The organism is Ruegeria spongiae (assembly GCF_023502395.1).
Lineage (GTDB): Bacteria > Pseudomonadota > Alphaproteobacteria > Rhodobacterales > Rhodobacteraceae > Ruegeria_C > Ruegeria_C spongiae.
Map to the genome: position 1 here is coordinate 1 of NZ_JAMFMB010000010.1, position 13,221 is coordinate 13,221.

Genomic DNA, 13,221 nt, shown 5'->3' on the forward strand with positions numbered 1-13,221 from the left:
GGCGACATTCGAGTCTTCTAAACCTCGTGACATCGGACAACTACATTGGCCACCGATAGACTATGGCTCACACAGCGTCAAAGCCGCCCACGTTCATGATTCGGATGTCTGATTTCAGAACACGCCCGGCGAGCTTACCGCCGCGGCGAGCGTCCGCTTTCGCCCGACCGGTATGCGTCATCATTGCGATGCGCCGATTGCTACCGTTTGAGCGCCCGCCGCGAAATAGTGCGTCGTCCGCACAACTGACGTTGGCGCAATGTCACCGAGCGCCTTGACGCAGTTTCCGGTGCCCCATCCTATTCAATGCATGACCATCTGCTGTTTCACGCTGCTTTTCTGCAAAACGTACAAAAAAACGCACAAAATTTAGCATGCGCCTTTGCTCGAAAAGTCATAAGTTACTGATTTTATTGGTAGCGGAGGAGGGACTTGAACCCCCGACACGCGGATTATGATTCCGCTGCTCTAACCAACTGAGCTACTCCGCCACGGTGAGAGGCGATGTAAGCGAGGCGCAGGAGAGGGTCAAGAGCGAAGTGGGACCGTTTGATGTGTTTTTTGCACCCGCGCAGGGCAAGCTTGGGTTTAGGTCCCCGTCGCGCGCAGCGCCCAGCATTTGGCGGCGATTCGGCGGACGAATGCGGCGCAGTCTTTGGGGGCGGTGACCGGTATCATGTGGCCGCGATTGTCCAACTCTTCATAGGCCAGGCCGAATTGCGTCATCGGGCGGCCCTGGGTGGCGGGGTCGAGGATTTGGTCGCCCACGGCATTCAGGACCGCGCCGGGAACCCTCAGCGTGCCGTAGCGGGCTGCCTGTGCCTCAATACTGACGGCCGAGGCCTGCAGGTCGGTGCAGGCCCCCAGAAAGGTGCCAGGGCGCAAAGCCAACGCGCCACCGCCGCGGGTCATGAAATCTTCGGGCGCGGCTTCGGGCGCGAAGACGAGGCGCAGATTGCGACGGCGGAGCATTTTGACCATCGGGGCGTAGAGGGTTTGCGCCAGAAAACCACGCAAGCGATTGCTGCTGATTTCGAGTGGTTTGAACACTTCGGGCACGGTGCCGATCGGGTGCGTCAGAGGGCAGAGCAGCGCCATGCCGGCGGTCTTGTCGGGCCGGTCCAGAGCCATCGCCAGCGACAGTGCCCCGCCAAGCGAGTGGCCGACCAGCACCGGGTTCTGCACGCCAAGACGGTCCAGAAACGCCCCGATCACCCCGGCCTGCGCCGCAAGCCCCTCGGTGCAGGCGTCGAACGGGGTGGAATAACCGCATCCGGGGCGATCCAGCGCAATCACGTGATGATCGCGGGCCAGATCCTCCATCATGGCATAGGTGAAATGCTGCAGGTTGCCGGAAAGGCCGTGGATCAGCACCAGAGTCGGGGCGTCGCGCGACCCGGCCTCGACATAGTGAATTGCGCCGCCGGGCAGGTCCAGCCGCGTTCCGGACATGGGAACGGTGGACTTGGCTGCGCGGGCGATGGCGCGCGTCCACAGATGTGCCGCGCCCAGCAACAGCACGACAATAAGCAGCGTCAAGAGCAGGGTCGTCATGGGGTGGGTGTCCAATCGAAAGAGGGTGGTCCAAACCTATCGTGATGCGGGCGCTTGTCCACGCGCTGATGGCTCCTGCCCTCAACCATTTTCGTTGATCTCGGCAACACTTGGTCGCGGCAGCGCGTTGAGCAGGCGAAAGACCTCTTGCCGGCAGGCCTGTTCGGGCCAGTCGACGGGCAGGAACACCGGGGGCAACACCGGATGCCGCAGGGCCACCCGGCGCCAGCGATGGATTACCAGCGTCCGCAGCGTGGCGATCTGGACCGCGCTCAGGATCTTTGCGCCGGGCTTGTCGGCATTGACCGCGCGCGCGCCGTCGCGCAGCGAGGCGCTGGCCTGCGCCAGCTCCTCGGGAAAAAGCCGCGACTTGAGCCATGGGGGAATGGCATGGGCCGTAGTGGTGAACCCGATCAGATCCTCGCAATCGTCGGGCAGGGGGCCGGGGCCAAGCGCTGCGTGACGTCCCAGCGCGATATAGTCTTCGGTCAGCAGCAACGTGTTGAGCGTGTCCGCAGCGCGACCATCCTCGGCGATCAGCAGGTGCCAATCCGGCACCGGTGCAGGGTCTTCATCATAGATGCGTGGCGTCACGGCGGCGGACTGGGCGCGGCCATACTCGGTCAGGAAATGCACCGATCCGCGTCCGATCCGGTCGCTGTCGATCCAGCCATCCTTGCGCAGCCGGTGCAGTGCGACGCGGATCGCCTCGGGCTTCAGCCCCATCGGCTGCAATATCGCGGTGAGCGCCGTGCCCGAGACACGGTCGCCCTTCTGTTGCGCCAGATCGCCGAACAGCGACACGATCACCGACCAAACCTTGAAGGCCTGAGGGTCGGCGAGGCGGGTAACGGCGCTGTCAAACCAGAGGTCAGGTTTCGTCATTCCAGCAGTCTAGGATCTGGGCAATCCAAGCGCCATGTGAATTTGACCCTCGTGGTGGCCGGGACGGCGCCTTGGCCCGCCATGCCGGGCTAGCAGGCATTCATGGTCAGTAGCTCGTATGCGGCGACGGTCTCGTCCTTTTGATTGGTAAGGGTGACGTGCCAGCGCACTTCGCCATACTCCGCGTTGCGGCGGGTTTTCTGTTTCACACTCAGTCGCACCTTGATGCTGTCGCCCGCACTGACCGGTTGCATGAAGCGCAGGCTGTCGAGGCCGGTATTGGCCAGCACCGGGCCTTCGTCGGGGTGCACAAAAAGACCGGCGGCAAAGCTCAGCAGTAGGTAGCCATGGGCGACACGGCCCGGGAAGAACGGATTTCGCTTTGCCGCCGCGTCGTCCATATGGGCATAGAACGTGTCACCGGTGAATTGCGCAAAATGTTCGATGTCCTGCAGGGTGACCTCGCGCGAAGCCGTGTGCAGCGTCTCGCCGATGTCGAGGTCGTCGAAGCGGCGGGTGAAAGGGTGGGCCGGGCCCGTGACCTCGGGCGCGCCGGGCATCCAGGTCTTTCCGATAGCCGACAGGATCTCGGGCGCGGCCTGAATGGCGGTGCGTTGCATATAGTGTTTCACACCGCGCACGCCGCCCAACTCTTCGCCGCCGCCCGCGCGGCCCGGCCCGCCATGCACCATATGCGGCAGCGGCGCGCCATGGCCGGTGCTGTCCTGCATCGACTGGCGGTTGTTGATATAAATGCGCCCGTTCCAGGCAGCACAGCCCTGCACCACATGGGTTGCCACCGCGGGATCATTGGTAATGAGCGAGGTCACCAGCGAGCCACCGCCGCGATTGGCCAGTTCCACCGCGTGTTCGAGATCGCGATAGCCCATGATCGTCGAGACGGGGCCAAAGGCCTCGGTGTCGTGAACGCGCCCGGCGCGATCGGGGTCGGGGCAATGGAACAGCAGGGGCGACAGAAAGGCGCCCACGTGCCCATTCGGGTCGCCAAAGACCCGGTCCGCCTCCTGCGCGATGAGATCAGCCTTGGCCAGAACATCCGCCTTTTGCGCGGTGGAAATCAGCGCACCCATATCCGTCGCCTCAAGCCGCGGATCGCCGATGGTTATGGCTGCGAGGCGCGCGGACAGGGCCTCGATCACCGTCCGGGTATGGGGTTCGGGCGCAAGGATGCGGCGGATGGCGGTGCATTTCTGGCCGGCCTTGGTCGTCATCTCGCGATGGGCCTCTGTGATGAAGAGGTCGAATTCCGGGCTGCCCGGCACCGCATCAGGTGCAAGGATCGAGGCGTTCAGGCTGTCCTGTTCGGCCACGAAACGCACCGCGTTCCGCATGATCGCCGGGGTCTGGCGCAGCTGCAGCGCGGTTGTGGCCGAACCGGTGAAGCTGACCACATCCTGCGCGCCGAGGTGGTCGAGCATGCCACCCAGCCCCCCAGAGACAAGTTGCAGCGCACCATCGGGCAGGATGCCGGTGTCGAGCATGATCCGGACGGCCTGTTCGGTGACATAGCAGCTGGCGGTGGCCGGTTTGACGATTGCGGGCACGCCCGCCAGCAAGGTTGGCGCGAGCTTTTCCAGCATGCCCCAGACCGGGAAGTTATAGGCGTTGATATGAATGGCGACACCCTGCAGCGGCGTGCAGATGTGCTGCCCAAGAAAGGTGCCGTTGCGGGAAAGCTGCTCGACCTCGCCATCCAGATAGACCTGCCCGTCCGGCATCTCGCGCCGCCCCTTAGAGGCGAAGACGAACATGGTGCCGATGCCACCATCAATGTCGAACTGGTGATCCTTCCGGGTGGCCCCGGTGTCGTAACTCAGGTCATAGAGCGCCTGTTTGTGGTCGCTCAGCGCCTGCGCCAGCGCTTTCAGCATCCGCGCGCGGTCGTGGAAGGTCAGCGCCCGCAGAGCGGGTCCGCCGATGTCACGCGCATAAGCCAGCATGGCCTGCACATCCAGCGCGTCATTGCCGGCCTCGGCCAGGGGTTGCCCGGTGATCGCGGAGTCAATGCGACGCGCACCGCCACCCGGTGCGATCCAAGTGCCGGCGGCGTAGCTGGAGACTTGCATAAGTGTCATGGCAATGCCCTTTGTTTCAGTTCGATACACCTTGGCCAGACGGTTTGCCGCCCTAATGTCCCAGCGCGCCCATCTGCTGCGGCAGGTAGAGGACAATCACCGGCACCAGCACAATCAGCGCCAACCGGAAGATATCGGCGATCCAGAACGGGGTGACGCCGCGAAAGATCGTGCCGGTCGACACATCGCCCACCACACCTTTCAGGATGAACACGTTGAGGCCAACGGGCGGGGTGATCAGCGAAATCTCGGTCACCACAACCACCACGATCCCGAACCAGATCGGATCGTAACCCAGCGAGGTGACCAGCGGGAAGAAGATCGGCACAGTCAGCAGCAGCATCGACAGCGATTCAAAGACGCAGCCCAGGATGATGTAGATGCCGAGGATCATCAGGATCACCACAAAAGGCGACACGTCATAGGCGGTGACCATGGCGATCAGTGCCTCGGGCAGACCGGCGAGGTTGATGAAGTTGGAAAATATCTGCGCGCCGATCAGCACCGAGAACAACGCAGCGGCGGTCAGGCAGGTCTCCTTCAGAACCTCGAAGGTCGAGGACAGCGTCAGCCCGCCCCGGAACAACGCGATCAGGAACGCCCCTGCCGCGCCCATGCCCGCCGCTTCGGTCGGGGAAAAGGTCAGGTTCAGCGGCTCGAAATCGAAGGCACCGTAGAGCCCGCCGATCACCAGAACGAACAGCAGCAGAACCGCCCAGACCGACCCGAGGGCGCGCAGCCGTTCTGCCCACCCCGCGCGTTCACCCGCAGGACCTGAGGCAGGGTTGCGCCAGACGGTCCAGCGCACCGCGAAGAGGTAGAACAGGATACCCAGCATACCGGGGATGATCCCTGCCATGAAAAGCTTGCCGATCGAGGTTTCGGTGAGCAGCCCATAGATCACCAGGATGACCGAGGGCGGGATCAGGATGCCCAACGTGCCCCCCGCCGCGATGGACGCGGTGCTGAGTTCGTCCGAATAGCCATAACGCCGCATTTCCGGCATCGCGACCTTGGACATGGTGGCCGCCGTGGCCAGGGAAGAGCCGCAGATGGCCGAGAACCCGCCGCAGGCCGCAACGGTCGCCATGGCGATGCCACCGCGCATATGGCCCAGAAACGCGTTCGAGACCGCATAAAGTTCGCGCGCCATGCCGCCTTTGTTCACAAAAAGACCCATGAGGATGAACAGCGGCACAACCGACAACCCGTAATCCTGCGCGGTATCGGTGATCTGCCGCCCGACCATGGACATCGCCGCCTTGAGGCCGCGCTCGGAAAAGATCGAGCCGCCGCGCTCATAGGCAAAGCCCAGCGTGCCGATCAGGCCCATCGCAAAAACGATGGGCAGGCGCACCAGCACCAGTGCCAGAACCAGCGCAAATCCGATAAGAGCTGCCGTCATTCTGCGCTGTTCCTTAATGCGGCGGGGCTGAAGACATGCATCAGGCCGACGATCACCATCGCAAGGGCAGTGATGGCCGTGGCCACGGCAATGAACCAGCCGATCAGATAGACCGGGATCGACAGGTATTCGGTGACATCGCCATAGCCACGCGCCCGCTCGGCCAGAATCCAGACCCGTTGTACCGGCCAGATCAGCATGATGCCGCTGGCCAGATAGATCAGCGCATCGCGTGCCCGGCTGAGCCGGTAGCGATGAAAGATCCCGTCTGTCAGGTCAACCGCGATATGCCCGTTGGTGACCGAGACGATCGGCAGCACCGAAAAGACCATGATGGCCATCAGGATGCGGGTCAGTTCGGTCGCCGCCTCGATCGGCGCGTTGAAGGCCGAGCGCAGGATAACGTCGCAAAAGGTCATCACCATCAGAATGAACAACGCACTGCAGGCCGTCATGACGGGGATGATGCTCAGCCTTCGCGCCAGTTGGATAAGGACGGACATGCGGGGACCTTGTTGCAGGGGCGGACCCGGCGGGCTGGCCCGCCGGATCGCGGATCATTCAGTTCCCCGAAAGGTCCGATTTGATCTGGTCATAGGCGGCATCGGCGTCCACGCCGGCCTCGGAAATCTCGGCCAGCACCTTGGTGCGGACCTCCTCGGCGATGGTCGCGAATCTGGCCTGGTCGTCGCTTGACGCCTCGTTGATCGCATTCCCGTCCGCCGCTTCGGTGGCGGCGCGGCCCTCGGCATCGATTTCATCCCAGATCTTGCCGATCTCGCGGCTCAATGGCTCGCCAAAGACCTGATCGTCCAGTTTTTTCTGCAGGTCCTCGGGCAGGTCGGCAAAGCTGTCCTCGTTCATGATGAAGGCGAATGAGCCACGGTAAAGACCGCCGGGCATTTCATAAACGTTCTGTGCCACCTCGGTCAGCTTGAAGCCCTTGCGGGATTCCAGCGGCATCACAACGCCATCCGCCGCCTTTGATGCCAATGTCTCATAAACCTTCGGGGCAGGGACCTGAATGCCGGTCGCCCCCAGCGCCGATCCGACATCACCGCCGACGCCGCCGGGAATGCGTACTTTCATGCCGGAAATGTCGTCCAGCGAGGTAACGGATGCGTTGGAATGCAATTGCGCGGGGCCGTGGGTGTGCAGGGCGATCACCTTCACGCCGCGATGCTCGTCCGCCGCACGCAGAAAACTGTCATAGGCGCGCCAATAGGCGACCGAGGCGGCCTCGGCCGAGCCCTCGTAGCCGGGCAGTTCGATCAGTTTCGTGGTGACGAAACGGCCCGGCTGGTAGCCATGAAAGATGATCGAGGCATCCGCCGCGCCATCCATGATCAGGTCCATTTGCGCGGGCGGCGGGGCGATGCCCAGTTTCAACTCGGCGGTGACCTGGCCGTCGGTGGCCTCTTCGACCATCTCGACGAATTTGGGCCACATCTTGGCATTGATGCCGTGGGTCGGCGGCGCCCAGCTTGAGATTGTCAGCGTATAGTCGGCCGCCAGCGCCACGGTGCCGGACAGGGCAAAGGCCGCTCCGGCAAGCAGCGTCGTCAGTTTTGTGAATTTGACCATTTCGTTTCCTCCCTCAGAAATTCGATCATCTGCGTTTTGCGGTAATGGTTCATTTTGTAACCATCAATACAGGGCCTCTACAGGTCTCGGCAAAAGGCGTGTTTCGTATGTTGATGAATTTATTGACCAACCGTTCGGTTTATGCAAGAAGTTTGTTGAAATATTCGCAAAGCGGGCGGGACATGTCGGACACGATTCTTGCGCAAGATCATGGTGGATGGGTGGAAATCACCCTCAACCGCCCGGACAGGCTGAACAGCTTCACCGAAGAGATGCACCTTGCCCTGCGCACCGCACTGGAGCGTGCGCGGCAGGACGGCGCGCGGGCGATCCTGCTAACCGGGGCAGGGCGCGGTTTCTGCGCGGGACAGGATCTGGGCGACCGCGATCCGGCAAAGATGGATGGCCCGCCCGATCTGGGCCACACGGTTCGAACCTTTTATGCGCCGCTTGTGCGGCTGATACGGTCGCTGGAATTTCCTGTTGTCTGCGCCGTCAACGGTGTCGCGGCGGGGGCCGGGGCCAATCTGGCTCTGGCCTGCGACATTGTGCTGGCGGGCGAGAGCGCGCGCTTCATCCAATCCTTCGCCAAGGTCGGGCTGATCCCGGATACCGGCGGCAGCTGGCATCTGCCGCGCCTGCTGGGCGAGGCGCGGGCCAAAGGGCTGGCACTGACCGCCGAGCCGCTCTCTGCGCAGCGCGCCGAAGATTGGGGGCTGATCTGGAAGGCGCTGCCGGATGCTGAACTGATGCGCGAGGCGCGCGCATTGACCGCCCGTCTGGCGCAGGGACCGACGCTGGGCCTGGGGCTGACCAAGCAGGCCATTCACAGCGCTGCTACCAACAGCCTGACGGATCAGCTTGAACTGGAGGCTATCGCCATGAAAACCTGCGGCGAGAGCGCCGATTATGCCGAGGGCGTATCGGCCTTTCTGCAAAAGCGCGCACCGGTCTTTAAGGGGCGCTGACCATGACGCCTTCCGAACGCGCCGCCAAAGCTGCCGCCGCCATGTGGGCCGAGGACGCGGCTTCGAAATGGGCGGGGATGGAACTTGTCGAGGTCGATGAGGCCCGTGCGGTGCTGGAACTGACCGTGGCCGCGCATCATTGCAACGGGCACGGCATCTGCCATGGCGGGGTTACCTTCATGCTGGCCGACAGCGCCTTTGCCTTTGCCTGCAACAGCCGCAACCGATCCACTGTCGCGCAGACCAATGCGATCAGCTACGTGGCGCCGGGGCGGTTGGGGGATCGCCTGCGGGCCGAGGCGCGCGAGGTCAGCCTGACCGGGCGCAGCGGCATCTACGATGTGAGTGTCACCAACCAGAGCGGCCAGACGATTGCCGAGTTCCGCGGGGGCGCACGCGCTGTCGGCGGCACGCTATTTGACGAAGACTGAGACGAGGAGGACGCTATGAAGGATCTGACCCCCGACCGCAGCAGCCTCGACCCGATCGAGATCGCCTCGGTGGACGAGATACGCGCCCTGCAATTGCAGCGTCTGAAAGCCTCGCTGTGCCACGCCTATGAAAATGTGGCGATGTATCGCGACCGATTCGATGCGGCAGGGGTGCACCCGGACGAGCTGCACAGCCTGAGCGATCTGGCCAAGTTCCCCTTCACCCACAAAAGCGATTTGCGCGACAATTATCCCTTTGGCCTGTTCGCCGTGCCGCGCGAACAGATCCTGCGCGTCCATGCGTCCTCTGGTACCACCGGAAAGCCGACGGTCGTGGGCTACACCAAACGTGACATCGACACCTGGGCCGATCTGGTGGCCCGTTCGATGCGCGCCAGCGGCACGCGGCCCGGCGATCTGGTGCATGTGGCATATGGCTATGGCTTGTTCACCGGCGGACTGGGCGCGCATTACGGAGCTGAGCGGCTGGGCTGCACCGTGATCCCGATCTCGGGCGGGATGACCGAACGACAGGTCACCCTGATCGAGGATTTCCGCCCTGACACGATCATGGTGACCCCGTCTTACATGCTCAACATTTTGGAACAGTTTCACAAACAGGGGCTCGACCCGCGCGACTGCTCGCTTTCGGTTGGCATCTTCGGGGCCGAACCCTGGACCAACGCCATGCGCGCCGAGGTGGAAGCGGCATTCGACATGCATGCGGTTGATATCTACGGGCTCAGCGAGATCATGGGGCCGGGCGTGGCCAATGAATGCGTCGAAACCAAGGACGGGCTGCATATCTGGGAGGATCACTTCTACCCCGAGATCATCGACCCCGAGACCGGTGCGGTGCTGCCTGATGGCGAGCTGGGCGAGCTGGTTTTCACCACGCTTACAAAGGAAGGTCTGCCGATGGTGCGCTATCGCACCCGCGACCTGACGCGGCTGTTGCCCGGGACCGCGCGGTCGATGCGACGGATGGAAAAGATCACCGGGCGCAGCGACGACATGATCATCCTGCGCGGCGTGAATGTGTTCCCCAGCCAGGTTGAGGAACAGGTGATGGCAACCGGCGGTCTTGCGCCGCATTACCAGATCGAGCTGTTCACCGCAGGTCGCATGGACGCGATGCGGGTGCATGTCGAGGCGATGCCGGATGCCGCCGACGAGTTGAGCCGCACCGCCTCGGCGCGGATGCTTTCCAAGCGGATCAAGGATGTGGTTGGCGTTTCGAGCGAGATCATCGTGGGCGATCCCGGGGCGGTGGAACGCTCGCAGGGCAAGGCCAAGCGCGTTGTCGACAACCGGAACAAGGAGTGACGCTTTTGGCCCGGACAATCGCAAAAGACCACGACCAGAAACGCAATCAGATCCTGAAATCGGCCGCGCGCGTCTTTGCGCGTGATGGCTATGACCGCGCCTCTATGTCGATTCTGGCGCGGGAATGCGGGATATCGAAGGCCAATATCTACCACTATTACGACAGCAAGGATGCGATCCTGTTCGATATCCTCGATACCTACTTGAGCGCCCTGCGGGATCGGGTGACCGGCATCGACCTGAACGGGGCTGATCCCGAGACCCGTCTGCGTCGCATCGTGGCCGAGATATTGCTCGCCTATCAGGGGGCCGATGACGAGCATCAGGTGCAGATTGGTGCGATGTCGTCGCTGCCCGAGGACCAGCAACGCCAGATGCGCCTCTACCAGCGCGATATGGTGCGGTTCATGAGCGATGCACTGCGCGCCGTCGCCCCGGAGGTTTTTGCCGATGACGACGCGCGGTTGCGCGGGGCGACCATGTCGGTCTTTGGCATGCTCAACTGGTATTACATGTGGAACAGCGGCGCGGGTTCCGAGGCGCGCGAGGATTACGCCGCGCTGGTGGCCGACCTGACCCTGGGCGGCATCCGGGGTTTGTAACGCGGACAGGCGATTGCAAACGCCTTGTCGTGGCAGGCCTATGGCACTTGCAGACCCAGATCAGTGAGTTTTGCGCGAGTTTCGCCCGTCCATCGTTCGCGAAGTTCTGCATTTGACGTGCGGCGCAGGCCATAGGCGCGCAGCGTTTCGAAGCGCTGCGATTGTCCGACCCCAAAGCTCTGCCCGACCCTCGGCCACCAATAGTCGACCGACATCTGCAGCTTAGTCCCATCACCAGTTTCCAACAACTTGCGCAGGCCTTCTTCGGCCAGTTCCGCGTGATGCGCCTCGATCGGGGCGATGGCGCGGAACGTCTCGGCGAGCGGCTGATACGAGACCAGCGAGAATTCGGCCAGTTGCACCGCCACCGCCCGGCCCATCAGCAGGTTCATCACCACCGCGTCGGTCCAGCCCTGCAACGGGTAGTTGAAGACGGCAAGCCGCATGTCGTGATCACCGCGCGTCGCGCCGATATCCGCATCGCGCGCCAGCCGGGCGGTCCAGGGGTGGTGGGTGGCGTAACGGTCGGCATCGACGCTGAACTCGCTCATCACCGCAAGCACGCGATCGGCATTTGCGGCTTTCTCCAGCACGATCCTGGCGGCGGCGATCCGTTCCTTGAGTCCCGGCGCCTCATTGACGATATCGGCAAACCCCGCCGACCCGGCCAACTCGCTGTCCACGAAAGTGGCCATCAGCTTCATCAACTCCGCCCGGTAACGGGGCGGGACGTTGGTGGGGTTGCTCAGGATACCGCCTGCGGCCAGATAGGCGTCGAGTGTCATCTCCTCGGACATGCGCGTCTCCTCACTGGTCATAATCGACCGCAACGCGGTCGGTGAGCGGATAGGACTGGCAGGACAGGACATAGCCCTTTTCAACTTCATAATCCTCAAGTGCGTGATTGGCGACCATTTCAACCTCTCCTTCGGTGACCCGGCAACGGCAGGTCGAACAGACCCCGGCCTTGCAGGCAAAGGGCGCATCCATCGCGTTTTGCAGCGCGGCATCAAGGATCGAGATATCCTTGCCCATGGTGATCGTCTGCGTCGCACCGTCCAGCGTGATCGCGGTGCTGGCCTGATTGGCGCTGCTCGAGGTCTCGCCCGGCGCAATCTTGTGTTTCAGGCGGCCCGGCTGGGCGCTGGCAAACAGCTCGAACTTGATCTGCGCCTCCTCCATCCCATGCGCCCGCAACGCTGCCGCGATACCCAGCATCATCGGCTCGGGACCGCAGATAAAGGCGGTGTCCACAGTGTCGATATCGATCCAGCTGCGGAACAGGTCGGTGCATTTCTCCTGCGTCACCAGCCCGGTGAACAGGTCAATTTCCTGCGCGTCGCTTTCAAGGATATGGATAACGTTCAACCGGCCCATATGCAGGTTCTTGAGGTCTTCAAGCTCTTCGCGGAACATGATCGAACTTACGCCCCTGTTCGCATAAACCAGCGTGAAGCGCGATTTCGGCTCGCGCGCAAGTGTCGTCTTGAGGATCGACAGAACCGGCGTGACACCGGAGCCGCCCGCAAATCCCAGATAGTGTCGTTGCTGATCGCCATCGAGCGGGGTGTGAAAACTGCCCATGGGCGGCATTGCCTGAAGCGTATCGCCGACCTGCAGTTCTTCGTTGGCAAAGGTGGAAAACGCGCCACCCTCGACCCGCTTGATTCCAACCTGCAACACGCCGTCATCCAGCCCCGCGCAGATCGAATAGGAACGCCGCAGCTCTTCGCCGTCGAATTTGCGGCGAAAGGTCAGGTACTGGCCCTGAGTGAACGCAAAGGCCTCGTCTGATCCCTCGGCGGGTTTCAGCGTGACGATCACCGCATCGCGGATGGTCTTCTGGATGTCGGTCACTTGCAGATCGTGAAACTGTGCCATCCGCATTCTCCTTCTTGCATCGGGCTCAGATGCACTTGAAATAGTCGAAAGGTTCCAGGCAATCGACGCAGCGCCAATGCGCCTTGCAGGGGGTGGACCCGAACTGGCTGACCTTCTCGACCGACGTGCTGCCACAGCGGGGGCAGTTTTTCGGGCCGCCCGCCGGGGTCGGGGGGGCGATACCGTATTCTATCAGCTTCTCCCGGCCTTTCCGGCTAAGCCAGTCGGTGGTCCAGGCGGGTGAGATCTGCGTCTTCAGTTCCAGATCCCGCACGCCGTGATCGCGCAGCGCGGTTTCGATATCCATCGCGATCATCGAGGTCGCGGGACAGCCCGAATAGGTGGGCGTCACGGTGATCGTCAGCGTCTTGCCGGTCCAGGCCACATCGCGCACGATGCCCAGATCCACCACCGAGATCACCGGGATCTCGGGGTCGGGCACGGCATCCAGCCAGTCCCAGATCTGTTCTGTTGCGGGGTGTCCCATGC

The 13,221-nt window shown here is 62.7% G+C and carries 13 protein-coding genes and 1 tRNA gene; 4 read left to right on the forward strand and 10 right to left on the reverse strand.

Annotated elements, in window-relative coordinates; all coding sequences use genetic code 11:
* Positions 1 to 414: 414 nt before the first annotated feature.
* The 7 genes from M3P21_RS09425 to M3P21_RS09455 all read right to left on the reverse strand — a co-directional run bounded on the left by M3P21_RS09425 (position 415) and on the right by M3P21_RS09455 (position 7,524).
* Positions 415 to 491: transfer RNA gene (locus tag M3P21_RS09425), tRNA-Met, on the reverse strand.
* Positions 492 to 588: 97 nt separating this feature from the next.
* A complete protein-coding gene (locus tag M3P21_RS09430) occupies positions 589 to 1,554 on the reverse strand; it encodes an alpha/beta fold hydrolase (RefSeq protein ID WP_249709441.1) in 966 nt (321 codons plus the stop codon).
* Positions 1,555 to 1,635: 81 nt separating this feature from the next.
* Complete coding sequence (locus M3P21_RS09435; protein WP_249709449.1) at positions 1,636 to 2,439, reverse strand: PaaX family transcriptional regulator C-terminal domain-containing protein; 804 nt, start codon at positions 2,437 to 2,439, stop codon at positions 1,636 to 1,638.
* 89 nt (positions 2,440 to 2,528) lie between these two features.
* Entirely contained in the window at positions 2,529 to 4,535 is a 2,007-nt protein-coding gene (gene paaZ, locus M3P21_RS09440) for a phenylacetic acid degradation bifunctional protein PaaZ (RefSeq protein WP_249709460.1), read from the reverse strand.
* Between the two features lie 52 nt (positions 4,536 to 4,587).
* A complete protein-coding gene (locus M3P21_RS09445; RefSeq protein ID WP_249709462.1) occupies positions 4,588 to 5,940 on the reverse strand; it encodes a TRAP transporter large permease in 1,353 nt (450 codons plus the stop codon).
* A complete protein-coding gene (locus tag M3P21_RS09450; protein WP_249709470.1) occupies positions 5,937 to 6,443 on the reverse strand; it encodes a TRAP transporter small permease in 507 nt (168 codons plus the stop codon). The genes M3P21_RS09445 and M3P21_RS09450 overlap by 4 nt, the downstream gene beginning before the upstream one ends.
* Positions 6,444 to 6,501: 58 nt before the next feature.
* On the reverse strand, positions 6,502 to 7,524 hold the full coding sequence (locus tag M3P21_RS09455) for a TRAP transporter substrate-binding protein (protein ID WP_249709479.1): 1,023 nt from the start codon (positions 7,522 to 7,524) through the stop codon (positions 6,502 to 6,504).
* Positions 7,525 to 7,706: 182 nt separating this feature from the next.
* Here M3P21_RS09455 and paaG point away from each other — a divergent pair, with 182 nt between their 5' ends.
* The 4 genes from paaG to M3P21_RS09475 are packed head-to-tail and all read left to right on the forward strand — an operon-like array spanning position 7,707 to position 10,851.
* Complete coding sequence (paaG, locus tag M3P21_RS09460; protein WP_249709480.1) at positions 7,707 to 8,492, forward strand: 2-(1,2-epoxy-1,2-dihydrophenyl)acetyl-CoA isomerase PaaG; 786 nt, start codon at positions 7,707 to 7,709, stop codon at positions 8,490 to 8,492.
* 2 nt (positions 8,493 to 8,494) lie between these two features.
* The gene (paaI, locus tag M3P21_RS09465; RefSeq protein ID WP_249709490.1) at positions 8,495 to 8,923 is read left to right on the forward strand and encodes a hydroxyphenylacetyl-CoA thioesterase PaaI; all 429 of its coding nucleotides are present in this window, start codon (positions 8,495 to 8,497) and stop codon (positions 8,921 to 8,923) included.
* A gap of 15 nt (positions 8,924 to 8,938) precedes the next feature.
* Positions 8,939 to 10,249, forward strand: coding sequence for a phenylacetate--CoA ligase PaaK (gene paaK, locus M3P21_RS09470; protein WP_249709492.1), 1,311 nt, complete (start codon positions 8,939 to 8,941; stop codon positions 10,247 to 10,249).
* A 5-nt stretch (positions 10,250 to 10,254) separates the two neighbouring features.
* Positions 10,255 to 10,851, forward strand: coding sequence for a TetR/AcrR family transcriptional regulator (locus M3P21_RS09475; protein WP_249709508.1), 597 nt, complete (start codon positions 10,255 to 10,257; stop codon positions 10,849 to 10,851).
* A 38-nt stretch (positions 10,852 to 10,889) separates the two neighbouring features.
* On the opposite strand, the gene M3P21_RS09480 is transcribed toward M3P21_RS09475, so the two are convergent.
* Genes M3P21_RS09480 through paaD form a run of 3 tightly spaced genes read right to left on the reverse strand, consistent with a single transcriptional unit; the run spans position 10,890 to position 13,219 of the window.
* Entirely contained in the window at positions 10,890 to 11,648 is a 759-nt protein-coding gene (locus M3P21_RS09480; protein WP_249709510.1) for a Phenylacetic acid catabolic protein, read from the reverse strand.
* Positions 11,649 to 11,658: 10 nt separating this feature from the next.
* Positions 11,659 to 12,732, reverse strand: a complete 1,074-nt coding sequence (locus M3P21_RS09485) for a 2Fe-2S iron-sulfur cluster-binding protein (RefSeq protein ID WP_249709512.1) — start codon at positions 12,730 to 12,732, stop codon at positions 11,659 to 11,661.
* Positions 12,733 to 12,757: 25 nt separating this feature from the next.
* Positions 12,758 to 13,219, reverse strand: coding sequence for a 1,2-phenylacetyl-CoA epoxidase subunit PaaD (gene paaD / locus M3P21_RS09490; RefSeq protein ID WP_249709514.1), 462 nt, complete (start codon positions 13,217 to 13,219; stop codon positions 12,758 to 12,760).
* Positions 13,220 to 13,221: the final 2 nt, after the last annotated feature.

Excerpts from the sequence above, each read along its gene's own strand:
- M3P21_RS09435 (WP_249709449.1), bottom strand. The coding sequence starts at position 2,439 with ATGACGAAACCTGACCTCTGGTTTGACAGCGCCGTTACCCGCCTCGCC.
- M3P21_RS09485 (WP_249709512.1), bottom strand. The coding sequence starts at position 12,732 with ATGGCACAGTTTCACGATCTGCAAGTGACCGACATCCAGAAGACCATC.
- paaG (WP_249709480.1), top strand. The coding sequence starts at position 7,707 with ATGTCGGACACGATTCTTGCGCAAGATCATGGTGGATGGGTGGAAATC.
- M3P21_RS09450 (WP_249709470.1), bottom strand. The coding sequence starts at position 6,443 with ATGTCCGTCCTTATCCAACTGGCGCGAAGGCTGAGCATCATCCCCGTC.
- paaD (WP_249709514.1), bottom strand. The coding sequence starts at position 13,219 with ATGGGACACCCCGCAACAGAACAGATCTGGGACTGGCTGGATGCCGTG.
- paaK (WP_249709492.1), top strand. The coding sequence starts at position 8,939 with ATGAAGGATCTGACCCCCGACCGCAGCAGCCTCGACCCGATCGAGATC.
- M3P21_RS09430 (WP_249709441.1), bottom strand. The coding sequence starts at position 1,554 with ATGACGACCCTGCTCTTGACGCTGCTTATTGTCGTGCTGTTGCTGGGC.
- M3P21_RS09455 (WP_249709479.1), bottom strand. The coding sequence starts at position 7,524 with ATGGTCAAATTCACAAAACTGACGACGCTGCTTGCCGGAGCGGCCTTT.
- M3P21_RS09445 (WP_249709462.1), bottom strand. The coding sequence starts at position 5,940 with ATGACGGCAGCTCTTATCGGATTTGCGCTGGTTCTGGCACTGGTGCTG.
- paaZ (WP_249709460.1), bottom strand. The coding sequence starts at position 4,535 with ATGACACTTATGCAAGTCTCCAGCTACGCCGCCGGCACTTGGATCGCA.
- paaI (WP_249709490.1), top strand. The coding sequence starts at position 8,495 with ATGACGCCTTCCGAACGCGCCGCCAAAGCTGCCGCCGCCATGTGGGCC.
- M3P21_RS09480 (WP_249709510.1), bottom strand. The coding sequence starts at position 11,648 with ATGTCCGAGGAGATGACACTCGACGCCTATCTGGCCGCAGGCGGTATC.